Source organism: Aeromonas sp. 159 (assembly GCF_963862045.1).
In the GTDB taxonomy this organism is placed as follows: domain Bacteria; phylum Pseudomonadota; class Gammaproteobacteria; order Enterobacterales; family Aeromonadaceae; genus Aeromonas; species Aeromonas veronii.
Genome location: NZ_CAWLMI010000027.1, coordinates 1 through 18,740, shown reverse-complemented (window position 1 = coordinate 18,740; position 18,740 = coordinate 1). Strand labels below are relative to the sequence as shown.

Here is an 18,740-nt window from a genome sequence, read left to right as displayed (position 1 = left end):
TGGACAACTTCAAGCAGATCAACGACAGCTATGGCCACAACGCCGGGGATCAGACCCTGATCAACATAGTGGCGCTGGTGCGCCGCCATATCCGCGAGATCGATCTGCTGGCCCGCTGGGGCGGTGACGAGTTTATGGTGTTGCTGCCCAACACCGGCCGCGAGGATGCGCTGGTGGTGGCGAGCAAGTTTCAGGCATTGATGGCGAGCGAGCCCATCTGCCCCCATGCGCCCGCTACCATGAGCTTCGGGCTGGCTGAGTATCAGCAGGATGAGCAGAAGGAGAGCCTGATGGTGCGTGCCGATCGGGCGCTCTATCAGGCCAAGCAGCTGGGTAAAGACCAGATCTGCTAACGCGCAGGGCACGGAAAAAGAGCAGTAAAAAGGGCCGCGGGTTTGAAACCTGCGGCCCTTTTGTATTGTGACTGACGCGGCGCGACTTAGAAGTGGTAGCGCAGACCCAGCTTGAAGGTATCCAGAGAGTAGTGCTCGTCACCCAGGCTCAGGGCGTCGAACTGGCGCTCGTAACCGATACCGGCAGAGAAGTGGTCGTTGAAGGCGTAGTCCAGACCTACTTCCAGATTGGGGTGTACCTTGCTCTTGGTTGCGCTCTCGTTTACCTGACCGCTAAAACCGAGGATGGTGGCGTTGCCGACAACTTCCACTTCGGTGCGGGTGTAGGCGATGCCCGGTTTGGCATAGGCGCTGAAGCCCCAGGCCAGCGGCTGGCTCAGCTTGGCGGCCAGGCTGATGCTGCGGGTTTCGATGGTGGTGTCGGCAAAGCCGCTTGCAATCGGGGAGGTCACCCAGGTCAGCTGATCCATCTGCTGGGCGTGCAAGCCACCTTCAACCGCCAGCCAGGGTTTGAAGCTGTAACCCACGATCAGGCTGCCGCCGTCGAGCTGGTCGTCGATCACTTTGGCGTCATAGGCGTCTTTGGCTGCACCATCGAGATCCATTTTGGAGGTGGTCAGATCCAGACCTGCATACCAGCCTTCGGCATGGGCGCCGCCATTCATGGCCAGAGCAAGCAGGGAGAAAGCGGCAATTTTATTAAACTTGTTCATGGATAAATAACCTTGTGTTGCGTGAACTGCGTGTGATTTATATTGCTCAATCCATGAAGCTTTTTATATTTCCGTCATTACTCTGCTTTCACAGAGGGGCCGCAGTATAGTCAGCACATTTCTGAATAACAAGAGAGTGATTTTCCCATTCTTCTAAATATGACTGGCTGCAAGTAGGGGCGTTTTGTTTAATAAATGGTGTTATTAGAGTTTTAACTTTATTGAGGTTTAAATAATTAACTGGTGAGGCAAATGACAGGCTGAGAGTTAGACTTTGATTCTATGTTATTGATTTGTATTGGTATTAAATTTTCATTCGAGCGTGGCCATGATGAGCTGTCTAAAAATTGGCATCTCAGATGTCACTGATTGGTATCAGGTTCTTTTCGATGATTTTTTGAACGTATCACAAGGTTAAACCGTGAGAAAAAAATCTATCTTTTTGCCTGTTTTTTGCTCTTTTTTAGGTTTGGGATTGTTCCCACTGCGACTTTTGGTGGTCTTTTGAGGCTGTTCTTGCGTGGGCTATGTTGCCCACCAGATGAGTGGGTGGGTTCTTATGGGTGGCTTTTCTCTTTACCCGGTAGCAGTTGTTGGGGTGGGAGCGGGGAGTGATAAGTAAATATTGGTAGTACTGGTTGATTAATTTTGTTGTCTTATATATGCAAACCATTTAAAAGATAAGTTTTTGATGTTTTAAATTACTTGCTTATATTCGTTTTTATATTGAGTTAAGCGTTCCAAGCAAGCCATTTAAATATATTGAATGGCAATGAAACGCTATTGATGATCGTTTAGGATACCTTGCCAGAGAGGTCGTGGTGGTTGGCGCATCAGTGGGCGGCGGGTGGCCTGTGAAACTTCCCCTTGCCGGGGCCCTTGACCTGACCTGCGAATTCAGGGAAAAGAAAAGGGCGGTGCTATCAGCGCCGCCCAATGCCAGGAAAGAGAAAAAACCTTACGGTTTAAAAGATAAAAATTTGGAAGCAAACAATCGATTTCTCAACCAGGAAGGGTCTTGAATTCGATACGTTTCGATTATGCGCGATGTTCTATGCAGCACTAGCAAAATGTTTGCGGGTTGAAAGATATGCACTGTCTGGTGTCAGATTTTGCGACCTCACCGTTCAACTGGTCTGTCCTGATAGGCGTTATAGGCGATTTTTTCTCGAGGCTGTTTTTTCGGTGTCAATATCTGAGCCTTGAAGGTAAAAACAGGTCAGAAGCTGACTCGGCATAACCATGCAATGAAAGTGCGATAACAAGGAAGAGTGGCATGACCTACAGCCAGACCCTGGCCAACAATATTCTCGACACCCTGAAGAAGACCCTGACCGACAAGGGGATCCGTTATCAGACCCTGGCAGAAGCCATGGGTGTCTCCATCGCGACCGTGAAACGGATGATGAACAAGCCCTCGCTGCCGTTCGATACTCTGCTGGAGATCTGCCATTTGGTGGGGCTCTCGTTCGAGGAGTTGCTGGATCGCACTCAGGACGCCCAGAGCCGCCGCGCCGTCTTCACTCAGGAGCAGGACGAGGCGTTTCACAACGAACCGGGGCTCTACGCCTTTCTCGCCAATATCTTCTGGCGCGACAAGACGCTGATCGATCTCAAGCGGGAGTACGGCCTGACCGATGCCTCCTGCTACCTCTATCTGCGCAAGCTGGAGAAGCTTGGCATTTTGCAGCTTGGTATCGACAACAGTTACCACTTCCTGATCAGCGAGCGGATCAGCTTCGAGCAGCACAGCCGTTTCGCCCGCCAGCAGGCGCGGCAGGCAATGTCGGTGCTGGGGGAGTATCTGGTGGAGAACATGCACAAGTCGAACAACTATATGGCGCTCTGCCAGTTGCACCTCAACGAGGGGGAGGCGATGGCGCTGATCGACCGGATGAAGGAGTACTGGCATCAGGAGATCAAGCTCAACCGCCCCGCCATCGGCCAGCAGGAGCACGCCAAGACCTACACCATGTCGCTGCAACTGGCCGACTGCGGCTACCAGAGCTTTGACGACATGATCCCCAATATCGACAACTGATCCCGGCGGATCCTGCGGGATCCGTGTCTGCTCGTGAGTCTGAGAGTGGTTACTCTGCCAGTTGCATGGGCTGCGCTTTGGCGATGATGGGTTGCAGCGCCCGGGTATCGAGACAGATACGAATGGCATCCGGCCGCCAGTGCTCGATATCGCAATCCACCAGACCGCCTCGCTCGTCGTAATTGACCCGCACCAGCCGCAGTACCGCGCTCCCCTCCGCCAGATTGAGGGCGCGGGCGATGGCGCCGCGCGCCGCCGAGGGGGTGATCTCGAGACTCGCCCCGCCCTGGCCTATGCCATAACGCTGCTGATAGAGCTCGGTGAGGGAGCTGGCCAGCGGCGCGCTGGCGATATCGGGAAAGCGGCTCGCCAGCAGGTGGTGGCTGACATGCAGCACCGGGCGGCCGTCGATGAGACGCAGGCGGCGGATCTCATAAAGTGGAGTGAAGGGTTCCAGCCCCATCCAGCGACACAGTTCGCTGCTGGCAAGCTCGCTGCCGTGGGCCAGCACCCGGGTTTCGGCGGTGCGTTGCTGCTCGCCGATCCACTGGTGAAAGTGGGTGTGGATGGCGGGATCGTAGGTGAGGCGGGGTGGCGCCACAAACCAGCCGCGCCGCTCGGCACGGTAGATAAGGCCGTCTGCTTCGAGGCTGGAGAGCGCCTCCTTGATTGTGATGCGGGTGGTGGCGAAGCGCTCGCTCAGGGCCCGTTCGGCGGGTAGCTGCTGTCCGGCCCCCAATTGGCCGCTGCCGATATAGCGGCGCAGAGTCTGGCAAATCTGTTCACACTTGGAGGAGGAGCGGCCATCGGCCATGCTCTGTTCGTTCACTCTCTGCTCGCTCAATCTCGGCTCGGTCACACTCTTGTCCCTGTTGCTTATTCAGAAGGTGGATGACTGGAGTAGTCCAGCCTCACTCGGGTTCAGAGTTGTAACCGCTGTGGATGACAGCGCCATGACAGGGCGATTGTCATCAAACTGCCATTAAAGCGCCCCGCCACCGTCACAATTCCCCTCTAGCATCCCTCTCGAACCTTAACTGACCTAGTCCAGAGGGATGGGATGATGAAAAGCGTGATCGCAAGTGCACTGGCCATGGTGGCCATCAGCCAACCGTTGTTTGCCACAAATAGCTATGCAGCCGAAAATATCGCGGATCTCGAAAAGGCCGCCCGTGGCGAAGGCCAGCTCCACAGCATCGGCATGCCTGACAGCTGGGCCAACTGGAAGGATACCTGGCAGCAGCTGGGCAGCATCTACGGCATCAAGCATCAGGATACCGACATGAGCTCGGCGCAGGAGATCGCCAAGTTCGCCGCCGAGAAGGCCAATGCCACCGCCGATATCGGCGACGTGGGCGGTGCCTTCGGCCCGGTTGCGGTCAAGCAGGGTGTTACCCAGCCCTACAAACCTTCCACCTGGGCTGATATTCCCAACTGGGCCAAGGATGCGGACGGTCACTGGATGCTGGCCTATACCGGCACCATCGCCTTCCTGATCAACAAGGATCTGGTCAAGGCAGCCCCCACCAGCTGGCAATCCCTGCTGGGTGGTGACTACAAGGTGACCCTGGGTGATGTGGGCGTTGCCTCCCAGGCCAACAACGGCGTGCTGGCGGCTGCCTATGCCACCGGCGGCAGCGAGAAGAATCTGAAACCTGCACTGGAGCTGTTCGGTCAGCTGGCCAAGCAGGGTCGTCTCTCCCTGAACGATCCCACCATCGCCAACATCGAGAAGGGCGAGGTGGAAGTGGGTGTGCTGTGGGACTTCAACGCCCTCAACTACCGCGACCAGATCGACCCCAAGAAGTTTGATGTGGTGATCCCGAGTGACGGCTCCGTCATCGCCGGTTACACCACCATCATCAACAAGTGGGCCAAGAACCCCAACGCCGCCAAACTGGCGCGGGAATACATCCTCTCCGATGCCGGTCAAATCAACCTGGCCCGCGGCTACGCTCGCCCGATCCGCAGCAACGTGACTTTGCCGGATGATGTGAAGGCCAAGCTGCTGCCAGCCGAGCAGTATGCCAATGCCAAGCCGGTTCAGGATCACGCCGCCTGGGAGCAGAGCTCCAAAGCCCTGCCGCGCCAGTGGCAAGAAACCGTCATGATCAACATGCAGTAAGGGAATCCAGTGCAACACAAGGTGATAGTGGTACTTGTGGATGGTCTGGCAGCCGAGGTAGCCCACACCATGGGCTACCTCGGTGGCATGGTGGAGGCGGGGCGGGGCCTGCATACGACCCTGAATGCTGCCCTGCCGTCTCTCTCCCGGCCTCTCTACGAGTGCATCCTGACCGGCGTGCCGCCGGTGGTGAGCGGCATCACCCACAACGGGGTGAGTCGCCTCAGTCTGCATGACTCCATCTTCCATCTGGCCCGCGCCGCGGGCAAACGCACCGCAGCGGCGGCCTACCATTGGGTGAGCGAACTCTACAACCGCAGCCCCTGGCTGGCTGCCCGTGATCGCTTTACTCATGACGAGCAGTTGCCGATCCAGCACGGCTGCTTCTACTGGGATGACAACTATCCCGACAGCCATCTGCTGATGGATGGGGAATGGCTGCGAACCCAATACGATCCCGATTTCCTGCTGATCCATCCGATGGGGGTGGACGATGCAGGCCACAAGTTTGGCCTCGATTCCCGCCAGTACCGCAATCAGGCGCGCCGGATGGACAGCCTGCTGGCCGATCTGCTGCCCCAGTGGCTGGCGGAGGGGTATCAGGTGGTAGTCACCTCGGATCACGGCATGAACAACGACCTGAGCCACGGCGGCACCCTGCCGGAAGAGCGCACCGTGCCACTCTGGCTGTTTGGCGATGCCTTTATCGAGCGCTGGCCGGATGGCGTGGTGATCGCCCAGACCCAGCTCTGCGCCCTGATGGCCGATCTGCTGGGCATCCCCCACGACAAGCCGGCAGCGCCACCGCTGCTCAAGGCCGCCTTTATGCGCGAGGTGCACTGATATGCCTGCCACCACCGAGATCCTGGTGGATCAACCCGTGGCAACCAAGCACAAGGTGCGCCGCCACTGGCTGCCCGCACTGGTATTGCTGCCGTTTATCCTGTTGATGATCCTGTTCCAGCTCGCCCCCATGGTGTGGGTGCTGGTGGGTAGCTTTCAGACCCCCGATGGCTGGGGTCTCGACTACTACCGGGAGATTTTGAGTTCCCCCTTCTACCTGCAATCGTTCGGCAACTCGTTGCGCATTGCCGGTATCGCCAGTCTGGCGGGGCTTGTCATCGGTACCCTCGGGGCGGCGGCGCTGCGCCACAGCGGCGAGCGGGTCAAACGGCTGCTGCTGGCCTTTGTCACCATGACCGGCAACTTCAGCGGGGTGCCGCTGGCATTCGCCTTTATCATCATTCTCGGCATCAACGGTGCGGTGACTCTGCTGCTGAAATCCTGGGGATTGATCGACGGCTTCAACCTCTACTCGGGGTCGGGCCTTATTCTCATCTACACCTACTTCCAGATCCCGCTCGCCCTGCTGTTGCTCTACCCGGCGTTCGATGCGCTGCAGGATGAGTGGCCGCAAGCGGCCGCGCTGCTCGGCGCGAGCAAGGGGCAGTATGTGTGGCACGTGGCACTGCCGGTGCTGACGCCTGCACTGCTCGGCACCCTGATCATCCTGTTTGCCAACGCGGTGGGGGCCTATGCCTCCGCCTACGCCCTCACTACCGGCAACTTCAATCTGGTGACCATCCGGGTGGCCAGTCTGGTCTCCGGCGACATCTTCCTCGAGCCCAATATGGCAGCGGCGCTGGCGGTGATCCTGATGGTGCTGCTGGGGGTGGTGACGGCCGCCAACCAGTGGCTGCTGAAAAAGAGCTATGTGAACAAGGGGCAATCCCATGCATGATTTGACGCCGCGCTGGCCCAAGTGGGTGCTGGGTGGGCTGGTCGCCACCCTGCTGCTGCCGCTGCTGGCTACCTTTCTCTACTCCATCTCCACCCGCTGGGGGGCGACCCTGCTGCCGGATGGCTTCACCCTCGACTGGTATCTCAAACTGTGGGGCGATCCGCGTTTTCTGGCGGCGTTTGGCCGAAGCCTCCTGGTCTGCTTCGCCACCCTGCTGCTGGGCACCCTGGTGCTGGTGCCGACCGTGCTGGTGGTGGCCTACTACTTCCCCAAGCTGGATCCCTGGATGAACCTGTTGATCCTGCTCCCCTTCGCGGTGCCGCCGGTGGTCTCTTCAGTCGGGCTGCTACAGATCTACGCTGACGGCGTGCTGCCGATTATCGGCACGCCGTGGATCCTGATCGGCACCTGGTTCACCGTGGTGCTCCCCTTTATGTACCGAGCGCTGGCCAACAGCCTGCAGGGGGTGCCGCTGAAAGATCTGATGGATGCCGCCCACCTGCTGGGGGCGAGCAGCAGCCGAGCCTTTCTGCTGGTGGTGATCCCCTGTCTGCGCAAGGGATTGCTGGCGGCGCTGTTTCTCTCCCTCTCCTTCCTGCTCGGCGAGTTCGTGTTTGCCAACATGCTGGTGGGCACCCGTTACGAGACCCTGCAGGTCTACCTCTACAACATGCGCGCCACCTCGGGCCACTTCACCAGTGCGCTGGTGATGAGCTACTTCCTGCTGACCCTGCTGCTCACCTGGGCGGCCAACAGATTTCATCGGTGATCCAAGATGTTTCATTTAGAAGTGAATCAACTGCACAAATCCTACGGCGATACGCCGGTGTTCGAGGGGATCGAATTCGGCATTCGCAAGGGGGAGCTGGTGACCCTGCTCGGCCCCTCCGGTTGCGGCAAATCCACCCTGCTGCGGGCGCTGGCGGGGCTCACCCCGGTGGATGGCGGTCAGGTGCGGGTGGCCGGTGAGGAGATCACCTGGCAGGCGCCCCAGAAGCGGGGCATCGGCATGGTGTTCCAGAGCTATGCGCTGTTCCCCAACATGACGGTGTGGGACAACGTCGCCTTCGGCCTCAAGATGAAACCCCAGCCGGGACGGGAGCTGGCGGCCAGCGTGCAGGAGGCGCTGGAACTGGTGGAGCTGACCGGCTTCGAGCGCCGCTATCCGGCCGAGCTCTCCGGCGGCCAGCGCCAGCGGGTGGCGCTGGCCCGGGCGCTGGTGGTGCGGCCAAGGATCCTGTTGCTGGACGAGCCGCTCTCGGCGCTGGATGCCCGCATCCGCCGCAGCCTGCGCCAGCAGATCCGCGAGATCCAGCTGCGCCTCGAGCTCACCACCATCTTCGTGACTCACGATCAGGAGGAGGCACTGACCATGTCGGATCGGATCTTCCTGATGAACAAGGGATCCATCGTCCAGAGCGGCACGCCGGAGGAGATCTACACCCGCCCCGCCAGCGAGTTTGTGGCGAGCTTTATCGGCAACTACAACCTGCTTGGCGCAGAGCAGGGCAAGTCGCTGTTTGGCCCCCGTTTTCAGGGCAAGCTGGCGCTGCGGCCGGAGTCCATTACCCTGCTGCCCGCCGGGGCGACCAGCAGCGAACCCAGCCTGCCCGGCATCATTCGCCAGCAACAGCTGCTCGGCAACGTGATCCGCTATCAGGTGGAGTGCGAGGCGGGGTTGTTGACGGTGGATTGCCTCAACCGCTCGGCTGGCGATCTGCTGGCCACTGGCAGTGCCGTGACCCTGGCGGTGGCCCGGGATCAACTCTGTGAGGTAGCATGAGGCCGCATTTCATTTCCATTTTCACTGCGAGGAGCGCCCATGGCACTGGCACTGTTTGATCTGGACGAGACCCTGATTGCGGGGGATTCCGCCAGCCTCTGGCTGGAGTACATGGTGGCCGAGGAGCTGGCGCCCGCCAGCATGATCGCCGAGGAGCAGGCCATGATGTCCCTCTACCATCAAGGCAAGATGGACATGCACCAGTACATGGCCTTCACCCTACAACCGCTGGCGGGCAAGACGCGCCAGTGGCTCGACTCGCTCTCTACCCGCTTTGCCGAGCAGGTGCTGCGCGAGCGCCTCTACCCCGAGGGGTTGGCACGTATCGAATGGCATCGGGAGCGGGGCGACGATCTGGTGCTCATCTCCGCCTCCGGCGAGCATCTGGTCGCCCCCATGGCGAAGATGCTGGGGATGGATCACTGCGTCGCCATCCTGCTCGATGAGGAGGAGGGGATGCTGACCGGCCAGACCCGCGGCACTCTCAGCTTTCGCGAGGGCAAGGTAGCCCGCATCAACCAGCTGTTTGCCGGCAGGGACCACCTCTGGCAGGGTAGCTTTGGCTACAGCGATTCCCACAACGATCTGCCCATGCTGCGGGCGGTGAGCCATCCCCATGCGGTCAATCCGGCCCCCGCGCTGCGCCAGCAAGCCGAGGAGCTGGGCTGGCCGGTGTGGGAGTGGCAGCGCTGAGTCGCGCGCCACACAGGCTTAACGTGTGACAGAAGCACGAAAAACAAAGAGAGAGGCTGGAGCCTCTCTCTTTGTTTTTGCTGACGGCGTTGTGGTTGATGCTGGCCGCTGTGGCTACCCTTCGTTGGTTTGTTGTCGGGGCTCGCCAAAGGCGGGCACTTCCTCCTCGGCATTCTGGTGAGGGGTGTGGCGCAGCGGGAAGCAGATACGGTTTTTCCCCTCCCGCTTGGCCTGATAGACCCCCTTGTCGGCCAGCTCCACCAGCTCTTTGGCCGAGAGCCCGGAGCGGCTGAAGGCCACCCCGCCACTGATGGTGATAGTGAGATTGGGTTCGCGCCACTCCAGCTGCTCCACCCCGAGCCGGAACGCTTCCAGCAGGGAGGGGAGCATCGGCTGCTCTTCGCCGTAACGGAAGATCAGCACCAGCTCCTCGCCGCCATAGCGGCAGAACCAGCCCCACTCGTGGAACAGATTCATGCCCAGCTTGCTCACCCGCTTGAGCACCACATCCCCTGCCTGATGGCCATGGGTATCGTTGACCCGCTTGAAATCATCCAGATCGAACATCACCACCCCGAAGGGAGCGCCACTGTTGAGCTGCTTTTGCAGGCACTCGTCGAAGAAGCGACGATTGTAGAGCCCGGTGAGTTTGTCCTGATGGGCTTGCAGGCGGATCTGGGCAAAGTCCTGGCTGGCGGCATCCATCTCTTCATAGACCTTGGCCAGCTCCAGCATGCGGCGGCCGTTGTAGGCGATACCGCCGGAGCGGCTGGCGCGGATCAGCAGGGTGATCTCCCCCAGCATGCGGCGGAAGTAGCGGGACCAGAGCAGGGCCAGCAGCAGATAGAGAATGCAGGCGACGGCAATCATCAACTGCACGTTGATGGAGACGCTGTCGATCACCTGCTGCATGCTGGCGGTGGGCTCAACGCTGAGCAGGATCCAGCGCTGCTCGGGGATGCGGTAGTAGGAGACCATCAGGCCGCTGGCATCATCGAGGAAAAAGCCCTGCGGCTGTTGCATCCTGGCCAGCCAGTCGGGGTGGGCGAGGGGTTTGAATACCCGTTCGCGATCCGGATGGGCCAGCACCAGCCCGTCATGGTTGAGCAGGATCTGATAGCCATTGCCCAGATGGTGACTCTGATCATGCCGACTGTTTAGCCAGCTGGCGAGGGGGGTGAGCTGGGTATCCAGCGAGAGTACGCCAACCCGCTTGCCGTCAGGATCTTCAATTACCCGGGCCAGCGCCATGGTGAGGGTGCCCAAGGTGTAGTCGTAATAAGGATCGGTCCAGACAATCTGTCCGGGATGGCTGGATGCCAGCAGATACCAGGGGCGGGTTCTGGGATCGAACTTCTCGTCGGCCTGCCAGGATGGGTGGATCAGCATCTTGCGATGCTCGGTGCCTACATAGACGTAATCGAGTTCCATCACCTTGTGATAGGCCTGCCACTGTTGCAGGTAGCGCTCTCCGTTAAGGATCTCCGGGCCGCTGAAATCCCGATAATTTACCTGCTGATAAATGAGCGTAAACTGGCGTTTGAGGGTCGCCAGATAGGGTTCGATCAGGGTATGGAAATACTGGGTGTTGCGAGCAATCAGATATTGTTGCTGCTCGTGGCGTAGGGTGCGCTCCATATGCAGGTAGTAGATGCTGCCGAGCAGCAACACAGGGATAAAGAGCAAGAGGAGGCCCAGCCGCATGCGGGTGATCAAAGACCAAGTGTTCTTGGGCTTGGCGGGGGACATGAACAGATCCTTTTCGTCTCGGGTGACACCAGCATATATGATGCTGTGCGGCTCGTCTAAAGGCAGAAAATGAGATGTTTCCGATGCTGAACCACACTCTGCTCTCAATGATTCATTATGGCAGCATAGCGGTGCTAATCCTTGCCCTCTGTGTCGAGTATCTGATCTTTCGGCGCGGCCTGAACATGCTGCGAGTGCGCCGCCTGCTGCTGGCAGATGGGGTGGCGGCGCTGGCGCTCTTCTCCATCTTTGCCACCGGGAGTCTGCTGGCCCTCGAGCATGCCAGCTCGGTGGCAGAGATCTTTGCCCATCCAGCCCACGGTCTCAAGATGGGGCTGTTTCTGCTGATTGTTGGCTCCCTCGTTTATCCCAGCCGCCTCTTTTATCGCTGGCGTCGCGCCCTGCGTCTGGGCAAGGCGCCGATGATCTCCATTCAGCAGCACTTCCGGGTGGTGTGGATCCTGCGGGGCAATCTGCTACTGATTGCCCTGTTGGCCGTGTTCACCAAGCCTTCGCTGCTTTAGCACTCGCGGTGCTTAAAAGCAGTGTGATGCAGCGCGTTGAGAGCGAGAGCGAAGACAAAGAGTGGAGACAAGAGGATAGGGAGGCGGGTATCTTGGATCGGATAACCCGTCACGCGCCGATTTAAGGAAGAATCGCCATGCGCTCCAATCTGATGTTGCTGATGGCTGCCACCATCTGGGGTATGGGCTTTGTCGCCCAGCGCCTCGGGATGGATCACATGGGGCCCTATACCTTCAATGGCCTGCGCTTTCTGCTCGGCGCCCTCTCCCTGCTGCCGCTGCTCTGGTGGCTCAAATCCCGACAACCTGTTGCCGTCGCGGGCGACCATCGCCAGCTGCTGATCGGTGGTGTGCTGGCCGGGCTGGTGCTGTTCTGTGCCGCATCCCTGCAGCAGGTGGGGCTGCTTTATACCACTGCCGCCAAGGCCGGTTTCATCACCGGGCTCTACATCATTCTGGTGCCGGTACTGGGGCTGCTGCTGCGCCACAAGAGTGGTATCAATACCTGGATCGGCGCCTTCATTGCGCTGGCCGGTCTCTATGTGCTGAGCGTCACCGACGAGTTTACCATCGGCTTTGGCGATCTGTTGCAGGTAGTCGGCGCCCTGTTCTGGGCTGTTCACCTGCTGCTGGTGGATCACTACTCCAACCGGGTTGCCCCCATCAAGCTCGCCGGAGTGCAGTTCGTGGTCTGCGGCCTGCTCAGCCTCGCCACCGCCTTTGTCATCGAAACCCCGACTGTGGCTGGTGCCGTGGCCGGTTGGCAGGCGCTGCTCTACGCCGGGCTGGTATCGGTCGGGGTGGGTTATACCCTGCAGGTGGTGGGGCAGCGGGGCGCCCATCCTGCCCATGCCGCCATCATCCTCAGTCTGGAGACCGTCTTTGCCGCCGTGGGTGGTGTGTTGCTGCTGGGTGAAACGCTGGACGAGCGCGCCATCGCCGGTTGCGCCCTGATGTTGGCGGGAATGCTCATCTCCCAGATCCGCTTGAGATGGTGGTGGAAGTCGCGCCGGGACAAGGTGCCCGCGACCAAGTAAACCGCGCTCGCAGCATAACAAAAACGCCCCGACAGTCGGGGCGTTTTGCATGGTGGCTGTTCGGTCAGGGGCGCTGATCCAGCTCGCGCTCCAGCTCTACCGCCTTCTGACGGGCCGGATGGGTATTGAGGCGCTGCCAGTAGGCTTGCAGATGCGGGAAGTGGGCCAGCTGACCGCTTTGTGCCAGCAGATCCACCAGGAAGGAGTTCATGATGTCGGCGCCGGAGAGGCGATCCCCCACCAGATAGTGGCGATTCGCCAGTACCTCATTGAGGTAGCCCAGCACCTTGGCACACTCCGCCTTGGCGTAGTCCGGCAGGAAGCGCATCGGGCTGCCATCCTTGCGCACGAACATGTCGAGCAGCAGCGGCAGGATGCCGGAGCTCTCGGCAAAGTGGAGCCACTGCAGGTATTCGGGATAGTCGGGGCTATCTGGTGCCGGTGCCAGCCGATCGGCGGCGTAGCGGGCAATCAGGTACTCGGTGATGGCGCCCGATTCCGCCAGCACCCGGCCGTCGAACTCGATGACCGGCGACTTGCCGAGAGGGTGGATGGCCTTGAGCTCGGGCGGTGCCAGAAAGGTGGTGGCATCGCGCTGATACGCCTTGATCTCATATGGCTGGCCCAGCTCTTCGAGCAGCCAGATGATGCGTTGGGAGCGGGATTTGTTCAGGTGGTGCAGGACTATCATAATGACCTCGATTCGGTGGCAGGATGGGGTATACGAGCGGACGAGGGGGGCGGTTCACCGATGGCTAAAAAAGAGCGGGCTGATGCCCGCTCCCTCGTTGACTGACTCAGGCCTCCAGCGCCTGATCCAGATCCGCCAGAATGTCCTCGATCGCCTCGATCCCCACCGACAGCCGGATCATCTCCGGTTTCACCCCAGCCTTGGCCTGCTCCTCCTCGCTCAACTGGCGATGGGTGGTGGAGGCCGGGTGGCAGGCCAGCGACTTGGCGTCGCCGATGTTGACCAGCCGCTTGAAGATCTTGAGCGCATCGTAGAAGCGCACGCCCGCTTCATAACCATCTTTCAGACCGAACGAGAGGATGGCCGAGGGGCGACCGGCCATGTACTTCTCCGCCAGCAGATAGTGCGGGTGGCCCGGCAGACCGGCGTAGCTGACCCAGGCCACCTTGGGGTGATGCTTGAGGTGGTGGGCGACCCGCAGAGCGTTATCCACGTGGCGCTCCATGCGCAGGCTCAGGGTCTCCAGCCCCTGCAGCAGCAGGAAGGCGTTCATCGGCGCCAGCGCCGCGCCGGTATTGCGCAGCGGCACGGTGCGTACCCGACCGATAAAGGCAGCCGGGCCAAAGGCCTCGGTGTAGACCACCCCGTGGTAGGAGGGCTCGGGTTTGGTCAGCTGGGGGAAGCGCTCGGCGTGATCCGCCCAGGGGAACTTGCCCGAGTCGACGATGACGCCACCCAACGAGTTGCCGTGGCCGCCGACATATTTGGTCAGGCTGTGTACGACAATGTCTGCGCCATGTTCGATGGGCTTGCACAAGACCGGCGTGGCGACCGTGTTGTCAACGATAAGCGGCACGCCGCGGGCATGGGCTGCCTTGGCCAGTGCGGCCAGATCGACGATGTTGCCCGCCGGGTTGCCGATGCTCTCGCAGTAGACCGCCTTGGTCTTGTCATCGATAAGGGCGGCGATGGCTTCGGCGCTGTCATCCTTGGCGAAGCGCACCTCGACCCCGAAACTCGGCAGCATGTGGGCGAACAAGGTGTAGGTGCCACCATAGAGCTGGGGTGTGGAGACAATGTTGTCACCGGCGGCGGTCAGCGCCTGAATGGCGTAGGTGATGGCGGCGGAACCTGCCGAGACCACCAGCGCGGCGATCCCCCCTTCCAGTGCGGCCATCCGCTGCTCCAGCACATCGTTGGTGGGGTTCATGATGCGGGTGTAGATATTGCCCGGTACCGCCAGATTGAACAGATCCGCCCCGTGCTGGGCGCTCTCGAACTCGTAAGCCACCGTCTGGTAGATGGGCACGGCGACCGCCTTGGTGGTGGGGTCGCTGGAAAAGCCATGGTGCAGGGCCAGGGTCGCATCTTTCATCACACACTCCTTGTTGGATGTTGCTTGTCGCAGTTATAGATGGATAGACGTCCAATCTATCAGGCCCGTGGCCGATGTAAACAGCAAGATCCGGCAAAGCAATGTCGCCCGCAGGGGATGCGCGTCCCGAGTGGCGGGCAGGCCTGCCGTACTCAGAGGCGACGGCGATACTCCTTGTCATCGATCTGGTTCATATCCCACTGCATCAGGCGGTTGAGCTGCTGCATGGGATCTTCGATAAGTGGCAGCGGGCGCGGCAGGATCCGCTTGAAGTAACGGCGCAAGGTCTGCTGGATCCGGTTCGGTTTGAGGGGGTTGGCGTGGCTCATGATGGTGCTCCTCTGCTGTGGTTCTCACGTTCATCAGCAGTATTGAGCTAAAATGCGGAAGTAAAAACTGATGACTTACAGCAACAGGATTTCCTCTTTTATGCCAACCGGTCGCCTCTACCAGCAATTTCAACGACTCGCCCAGCTGCTTGGCAGCGACGAACGGGAGATCAGCCTCGCCGAGGTGGCGGATCTGCTCTGCTGCACCCCGCGCAACGCCCGCCTGCTGCTGCGGCGGATGCAGGATCAGGGCTGGCTCAGCTGGTCGGCGGAAGCGGGGCGGGGGCGGCGCTCCCGGCTCTCCCTGCTCGACAGCCAGGAGAGTCTGACCCGGCGCCGCTTGCGGGATCTGCTCAGTCAGGGCCAGCTGGCGCAGGCGGTGCGGCTGGCCGAAGATCGCCTCGATCTGCTCACTCCGTTGCTGATCGAACAGCTCGGTCAGGCCACCCGCGAGGGGCGCCAGATCCTGCGGGTGCCATACTATCGCCCGTTGCCGCAGTTGCTGCCCACCGGCCCGATGCGCCGCTCCGAAATTCACCTGAGCCGCCAGATCTTCAACGGCCTCACCCGGCGAAATGAGGAAAATGGGGAAATCGAAGGGGATCTGGCCCACCACTGGGAGTGTCTGGGCCCCTGCCACTGGCGTTTCTACCTGCGCCCGGCGGTGCGCTTTCACCACGGCCGCGAGCTGGTGGTGGAAGATGTGATGGAGAGTCTGCTGGCTTTGCGGGATCGCCCGCTGTTCGCCCATCTGGACCGGCTGGAGAGCCCCTGGCCGCGCACCCTGGATCTCTATCTCGACAGCCCGGATCCCTGGCTGCCCCACCTGCTGGCCGAACCGGTTGCGACCATTTTGCCGCGGGAGCTCAAGGGGGAGGCAGGCTTTGCCCTGCAACCGGTGGGCACCGGCCCCTACCGGGTGGCCGCCAACGATCCCCTGCATCTTTGCCTTGCGGCGTTTGACGACTACTTCGGCCTGCGCGCCCTGCTCGACGAGATCGATATCTGGATGCTGCCGGAGCTGGCGGAGCGGCTGGAGACCCACCTGCAGCTGGGGCGCGACAGCCCTGAGCTCGGCACCATGCGCGGCGAATCGGAGCTGGAGTCGGGCTGCTACTTCCTGCTGCAGGATGATCGTTCCGGATCCTTGCAGGATCCCGCCCTGCGGCAGTGGCTGGGCCAGCTGCTCAATCCGGTAGCCCTGATGGGGCGGGTCGCCCCCGAGTTGCAACGGGGCTGGACCAGCGCCCTCGGCCTGCTGCCTCACTGGCGCGAAGCGCTACCCACGCCCTTGCCCATACCGGTGCAGTTGCCGACGACCTTGGTGCTTGCCTGCTTCAACCAGCATCTGGAGTTCAACGAGTGCGCCAACGCCATGAGCAGTCTGCTGGCCGAACAGGGGATCAGGCTCGAGGTGCGCACCCTCGATTACGGTCGTTGGGTGAGTGGCGAGGATGAAGACGTGGATCTCTGGCTCGGCACCCTCAACCTCGAACATGCCGGCCCCTTTGCCCCCTACGCCTGGTTGCAGGGCACCCCGTTGCTGCGCAAGGTGTGGAGCAGTCAGCATGAGTTGTGGCAAGGGTTGATGCAGTGGCGCGCCAGCGGTGAGGAGCCAGGCCCCCGCGCCCTGCTGGCAACTGTGCAGCAGCAGAGCTGGTTTGTGCCGCTGTTTCACCACTGGCTGGAGCTGGAGAGCCGGGTCGGCGTGCACGGGGTGCGGATGACGGCGCTCGGCTGGTTCGATTTTCGCAGCGCCTGGCTGCGGCCCGAGCCGCCCCATCAGCCCGCAGAGGCGCCATAGTTCGTCCAATTTCTGTCGCGGCTGACGGGCGCTCCGTGGCCGCTTGCGTGAAAGATCCGTAAATCGGCCGCTGCTGCACAGTTTGTGTCACGCCTCTGTGCCATGCTGTTTCAGGTTATGGACAGCAGAGCAAATGAGGAAAACGATGAGCAACAATTCAGACAGTTCCGCAGGAAAATGCCCGGTCATGCACGGGGGAACCACCTCCGTCGAGACGTCCAGAATGGAGTGGTGGCCGAAGAGCCTCAACCTCGACATTCTTCACCAACACGATACCAAGACCAATCCGCTGGGGGCCGGTTTCAACTATCGGGAAGCCTTGAAGGGGCTCGATATGGCGGCCCTCAAGCAGGATGTGACCGCCCTGATGACCGACAGTCAGGAGTGGTGGCCCGCCGACTGGGGCCACTACGGCGGCCTGATGATCCGCATGGCCTGGCACTCGGCCGGGACTTACCGCATCGCCGATGGCCGCGGCGGCGGTGGCAGCGGCAACCAGCGCTTTGCCCCTCTCAACTCCTGGCCGGATAACGCTAACCTCGACAAGGCCCGTCGCCTGCTGTGGCCCATCAAGAAGAAGTACGGCAACAAGATCAGCTGGGCCGATTTGATCATTCTGGCGGGCACCGTGGCTTATGAGTCCATGGGGCTCAAGACCTTCGGCTTCGCCTTTGGCCGCGAGGATATCTGGCATCCGGAGAAGGATATCTACTGGGGATCGGAGAAAGAGTGGCTGGCGCCCAGCGGCAAGCCGGGCGGTCGTTACTCCGGCGAGCGGGATCTGGAAAACCCGCTGGCGGCGGTGATGATGGGGCTTATCTACGTCAACCCGGAAGGGGTGGATGGCCAGCCCGATCCGCTGAAAACCGCGCAAGATATGCGAGTCACCTTCGCCCGCATGGCGATGGATGATGAAGAGACGGTAGCGCTGACCGCCGGTGGCCACACCGTCGGCAAGGCTCACGGCAACGGCGATGCCAAACAGCTTGGGCCCGAGCCGGAAGGGGCCAGCCTCGAGGAGCAGGGGCTCGGCTGGATTAACCACCACAACCGCGGCATCGGCCGCAACACTGTGACCAGCGGCATCGAAGGGGCCTGGACCACCCACCCGACCCAATGGGACAACGGCTACTTCGAGCTGCTGTTCAAGTACGACTGGTGGTTGCAAAAATCACCGGCGGGGGCCCATCAGTGGGAACCGATCAATATCGCCGAAGAGGATATGCCGGTGGATGTGGAGGATCCGTCGATCCGCTGCAAACCCATGATGACGGATGCCGATATGGCGCTCAAATTCGATCCCGAGTATCGCAAGATTGCCGAGCGCTTCCGCGATGACCCGGCGGCCTTCTCCGACGCCTTTGCCCGCGCCTGGTTCAAGCTGACCCACAGGGATATGGGGCCGAAGAGCCGCTATGTCGGCCCCTATGTGCCGACAGAAGATCTGATCTGGCAGGATCCGGTGCCTGCCGGACGTGCCGATTATGACGTGGCGACGGTGAAGGCCAGGATCGCCGCCAGCAGCCTCTCCATCAGCGAGCGGGTGAGTACCGCCTGGGATAGCGCCCGTACCTTCCGTGGCTCTGATAAGCGGGGCGGTGCCAACGGTGCCCGCATCCGGCTGGCGCCGCAGAAGGATTGGCCGGGCAACGAACCGGCGCGGCTGGCGAAGGTGCTGGCGGTCTATGACAAGCTGGCGGCCGAGTGTGGTGTCAGCGTCGCGGATCTCATCGTGCTGGGGGGCAACCTCGCCATCGAGCAGGCTGCGCAGGCCGCCGGGGT

Annotated in this window: 19 protein-coding genes; 13 read left to right on the top strand and 6 right to left on the bottom strand. The window is 60.9% G+C overall.

Features of this window, described 5'->3' with window-relative positions:
• Positions 1-353: GGDEF domain-containing protein (locus AACR14_RS05565; RefSeq protein ID WP_019445459.1), on the top strand; the 353-nt coding region annotated here is incomplete at its 5' end.
• Between the two features lie 86 nt (positions 354-439).
• Here AACR14_RS05565 and AACR14_RS05560 read toward each other — a convergent pair.
• Positions 440-1,066 carry a porin family protein gene (locus AACR14_RS05560; RefSeq protein WP_019445458.1) on the bottom strand — a complete coding sequence of 209 codons (627 nt, stop codon included), beginning with the start codon at positions 1,064-1,066 and terminating at the stop codon, positions 440-442.
• A gap of 854 nt (positions 1,067-1,920) precedes the next feature.
• On the opposite strand from AACR14_RS05560, the gene AACR14_RS05555 reads away from it, so the two are divergent.
• Positions 1,921-2,088 carry a hypothetical protein gene (locus tag AACR14_RS05555; protein WP_156808779.1) on the top strand — a complete coding sequence of 56 codons (168 nt, stop codon included), beginning with the start codon at positions 1,921-1,923 and terminating at the stop codon, positions 2,086-2,088.
• Between the two features lie 254 nt (positions 2,089-2,342).
• Positions 2,343-3,107, top strand: coding sequence for a helix-turn-helix domain-containing protein (locus AACR14_RS05550; RefSeq protein WP_005336490.1), 765 nt, complete (start codon positions 2,343-2,345; stop codon positions 3,105-3,107).
• Between the two features lie 49 nt (positions 3,108-3,156).
• Here the strand turns inward: AACR14_RS05550 and AACR14_RS05545 are convergent, their stop codons facing one another.
• Positions 3,157-3,921 (bottom strand): UTRA domain-containing protein, encoded by a 765-nt coding sequence (locus AACR14_RS05545; RefSeq protein WP_041201839.1) that lies wholly within the window; start codon positions 3,919-3,921, stop codon positions 3,157-3,159.
• Positions 3,922-4,170: 249 nt separating this feature from the next.
• On the opposite strand from AACR14_RS05545, the gene AACR14_RS05540 reads away from it, so the two are divergent.
• From AACR14_RS05540 to AACR14_RS05515, 6 genes are read left to right on the top strand one after another with little or no spacing between them, the layout of a single operon-like run.
• A complete protein-coding gene (locus AACR14_RS05540) occupies positions 4,171-5,232 on the top strand; it encodes an ABC transporter substrate-binding protein (protein WP_005355254.1) in 1,062 nt (353 codons plus the stop codon).
• 9 nt (positions 5,233-5,241) lie between these two features.
• Positions 5,242-6,075, top strand: coding sequence for an alkaline phosphatase family protein (locus tag AACR14_RS05535; protein WP_019445456.1), 834 nt, complete (start codon positions 5,242-5,244; stop codon positions 6,073-6,075).
• Between the two features lies 1 nt (position 6,076).
• Complete coding sequence (locus AACR14_RS05530) at positions 6,077-6,973, top strand: ABC transporter permease (protein WP_019445455.1); 897 nt, start codon at positions 6,077-6,079, stop codon at positions 6,971-6,973.
• Positions 6,966-7,742, top strand: coding sequence for an ABC transporter permease (locus AACR14_RS05525; RefSeq protein ID WP_019445454.1), 777 nt, complete (start codon positions 6,966-6,968; stop codon positions 7,740-7,742). Before AACR14_RS05530 ends, AACR14_RS05525 begins: the two co-directional genes overlap by 8 nt.
• A 6-nt stretch (positions 7,743-7,748) precedes the next feature.
• Entirely contained in the window at positions 7,749-8,756 is a 1,008-nt protein-coding gene (locus AACR14_RS05520; RefSeq protein ID WP_019445453.1) for an ABC transporter ATP-binding protein, read from the top strand.
• A 39-nt stretch (positions 8,757-8,795) separates the two neighbouring features.
• Positions 8,796-9,449, top strand: a complete 654-nt coding sequence (locus AACR14_RS05515) for an HAD family hydrolase (protein ID WP_019445452.1) — start codon at positions 8,796-8,798, stop codon at positions 9,447-9,449.
• A 114-nt stretch (positions 9,450-9,563) separates the two neighbouring features.
• Here the strand turns inward: AACR14_RS05515 and AACR14_RS05510 are convergent, their stop codons facing one another.
• The gene (locus tag AACR14_RS05510; RefSeq protein ID WP_019445451.1) at positions 9,564-11,198 is read right to left on the bottom strand and encodes a sensor domain-containing diguanylate cyclase; all 1,635 of its coding nucleotides are present in this window, start codon (positions 11,196-11,198) and stop codon (positions 9,564-9,566) included.
• Positions 11,199-11,281: 83 nt separating this feature from the next.
• On the opposite strand from AACR14_RS05510, the gene AACR14_RS05505 reads away from it, so the two are divergent.
• Together AACR14_RS05505 and AACR14_RS05500 are read left to right on the top strand one after the other, a co-directional pair.
• Positions 11,282-11,722 (top strand): DUF2214 family protein, encoded by a 441-nt coding sequence (locus tag AACR14_RS05505; RefSeq protein WP_019445450.1) that lies wholly within the window; start codon positions 11,282-11,284, stop codon positions 11,720-11,722.
• Between the two features lie 137 nt (positions 11,723-11,859).
• Positions 11,860-12,759 carry a DMT family transporter gene (locus AACR14_RS05500; protein WP_019445449.1) on the top strand — a complete coding sequence of 300 codons (900 nt, stop codon included), beginning with the start codon at positions 11,860-11,862 and terminating at the stop codon, positions 12,757-12,759.
• Between the two features lie 64 nt (positions 12,760-12,823).
• Here the strand turns inward: AACR14_RS05500 and AACR14_RS05495 are convergent, their stop codons facing one another.
• From AACR14_RS05495 to AACR14_RS05485, 3 genes are all read right to left on the bottom strand, one after another.
• Positions 12,824-13,450 (bottom strand): glutathione S-transferase family protein, encoded by a 627-nt coding sequence (locus tag AACR14_RS05495; RefSeq protein ID WP_019445448.1) that lies wholly within the window; start codon positions 13,448-13,450, stop codon positions 12,824-12,826.
• 106 nt (positions 13,451-13,556) lie between these two features.
• Positions 13,557-14,825, bottom strand: coding sequence for an O-acetylhomoserine aminocarboxypropyltransferase/cysteine synthase family protein (locus tag AACR14_RS05490; RefSeq protein ID WP_019445447.1), 1,269 nt, complete (start codon positions 14,823-14,825; stop codon positions 13,557-13,559).
• A 152-nt stretch (positions 14,826-14,977) separates the two neighbouring features.
• Positions 14,978-15,154, bottom strand: coding sequence for a hypothetical protein (locus tag AACR14_RS05485; RefSeq protein ID WP_005336463.1), 177 nt, complete (start codon positions 15,152-15,154; stop codon positions 14,978-14,980).
• Positions 15,155-15,254: 100 nt separating this feature from the next.
• On the opposite strand from AACR14_RS05485, the gene sgrR reads away from it, so the two are divergent.
• Together sgrR and katG are read left to right on the top strand one after the other, a co-directional pair.
• Entirely contained in the window at positions 15,255-16,958 is a 1,704-nt protein-coding gene (gene sgrR, locus AACR14_RS05480; RefSeq protein WP_019445446.1) for an HTH-type transcriptional regulator SgrR, read from the top strand.
• Positions 16,959-17,103: 145 nt separating this feature from the next.
• On the top strand, positions 17,104-18,740 hold a 1,637-nt coding region (gene katG, locus AACR14_RS05475; RefSeq protein ID WP_041201838.1), incomplete at its 3' end, for a catalase/peroxidase HPI.

What these genes read in the sequence shown, in the direction of transcription:
- AACR14_RS05560 (WP_019445458.1), bottom strand. Translation starts at nt 1,066, where the DNA reads ATGAACAAGTTTAATAAAATTGCCGCTTTCTCCCTGCTTGCTCTGGCC.
- AACR14_RS05550 (WP_005336490.1), top strand. Translation starts at nt 2,343, where the DNA reads ATGACCTACAGCCAGACCCTGGCCAACAATATTCTCGACACCCTGAAG.
- AACR14_RS05545 (WP_041201839.1), bottom strand. Translation starts at nt 3,921, where the DNA reads ATGGCCGATGGCCGCTCCTCCTCCAAGTGTGAACAGATTTGCCAGACT.
- AACR14_RS05540 (WP_005355254.1), top strand. Translation starts at nt 4,171, where the DNA reads ATGAAAAGCGTGATCGCAAGTGCACTGGCCATGGTGGCCATCAGCCAA.
- AACR14_RS05530 (WP_019445455.1), top strand. Translation starts at nt 6,077, where the DNA reads ATGCCTGCCACCACCGAGATCCTGGTGGATCAACCCGTGGCAACCAAG.
- AACR14_RS05525 (WP_019445454.1), top strand. Translation starts at nt 6,966, where the DNA reads ATGCATGATTTGACGCCGCGCTGGCCCAAGTGGGTGCTGGGTGGGCTG.
- AACR14_RS05520 (WP_019445453.1), top strand. Translation starts at nt 7,749, where the DNA reads ATGTTTCATTTAGAAGTGAATCAACTGCACAAATCCTACGGCGATACG.
- AACR14_RS05515 (WP_019445452.1), top strand. Translation starts at nt 8,796, where the DNA reads ATGGCACTGGCACTGTTTGATCTGGACGAGACCCTGATTGCGGGGGAT.
- AACR14_RS05510 (WP_019445451.1), bottom strand. Translation starts at nt 11,198, where the DNA reads ATGTCCCCCGCCAAGCCCAAGAACACTTGGTCTTTGATCACCCGCATG.
- AACR14_RS05505 (WP_019445450.1), top strand. Translation starts at nt 11,282, where the DNA reads ATGCTGAACCACACTCTGCTCTCAATGATTCATTATGGCAGCATAGCG.
- AACR14_RS05500 (WP_019445449.1), top strand. Translation starts at nt 11,860, where the DNA reads ATGCGCTCCAATCTGATGTTGCTGATGGCTGCCACCATCTGGGGTATG.
- AACR14_RS05495 (WP_019445448.1), bottom strand. Translation starts at nt 13,450, where the DNA reads ATGATAGTCCTGCACCACCTGAACAAATCCCGCTCCCAACGCATCATC.
- AACR14_RS05490 (WP_019445447.1), bottom strand. Translation starts at nt 14,825, where the DNA reads ATGAAAGATGCGACCCTGGCCCTGCACCATGGCTTTTCCAGCGACCCC.
- AACR14_RS05485 (WP_005336463.1), bottom strand. Translation starts at nt 15,154, where the DNA reads ATGAGCCACGCCAACCCCCTCAAACCGAACCGGATCCAGCAGACCTTG.
- sgrR (WP_019445446.1), top strand. Translation starts at nt 15,255, where the DNA reads ATGCCAACCGGTCGCCTCTACCAGCAATTTCAACGACTCGCCCAGCTG.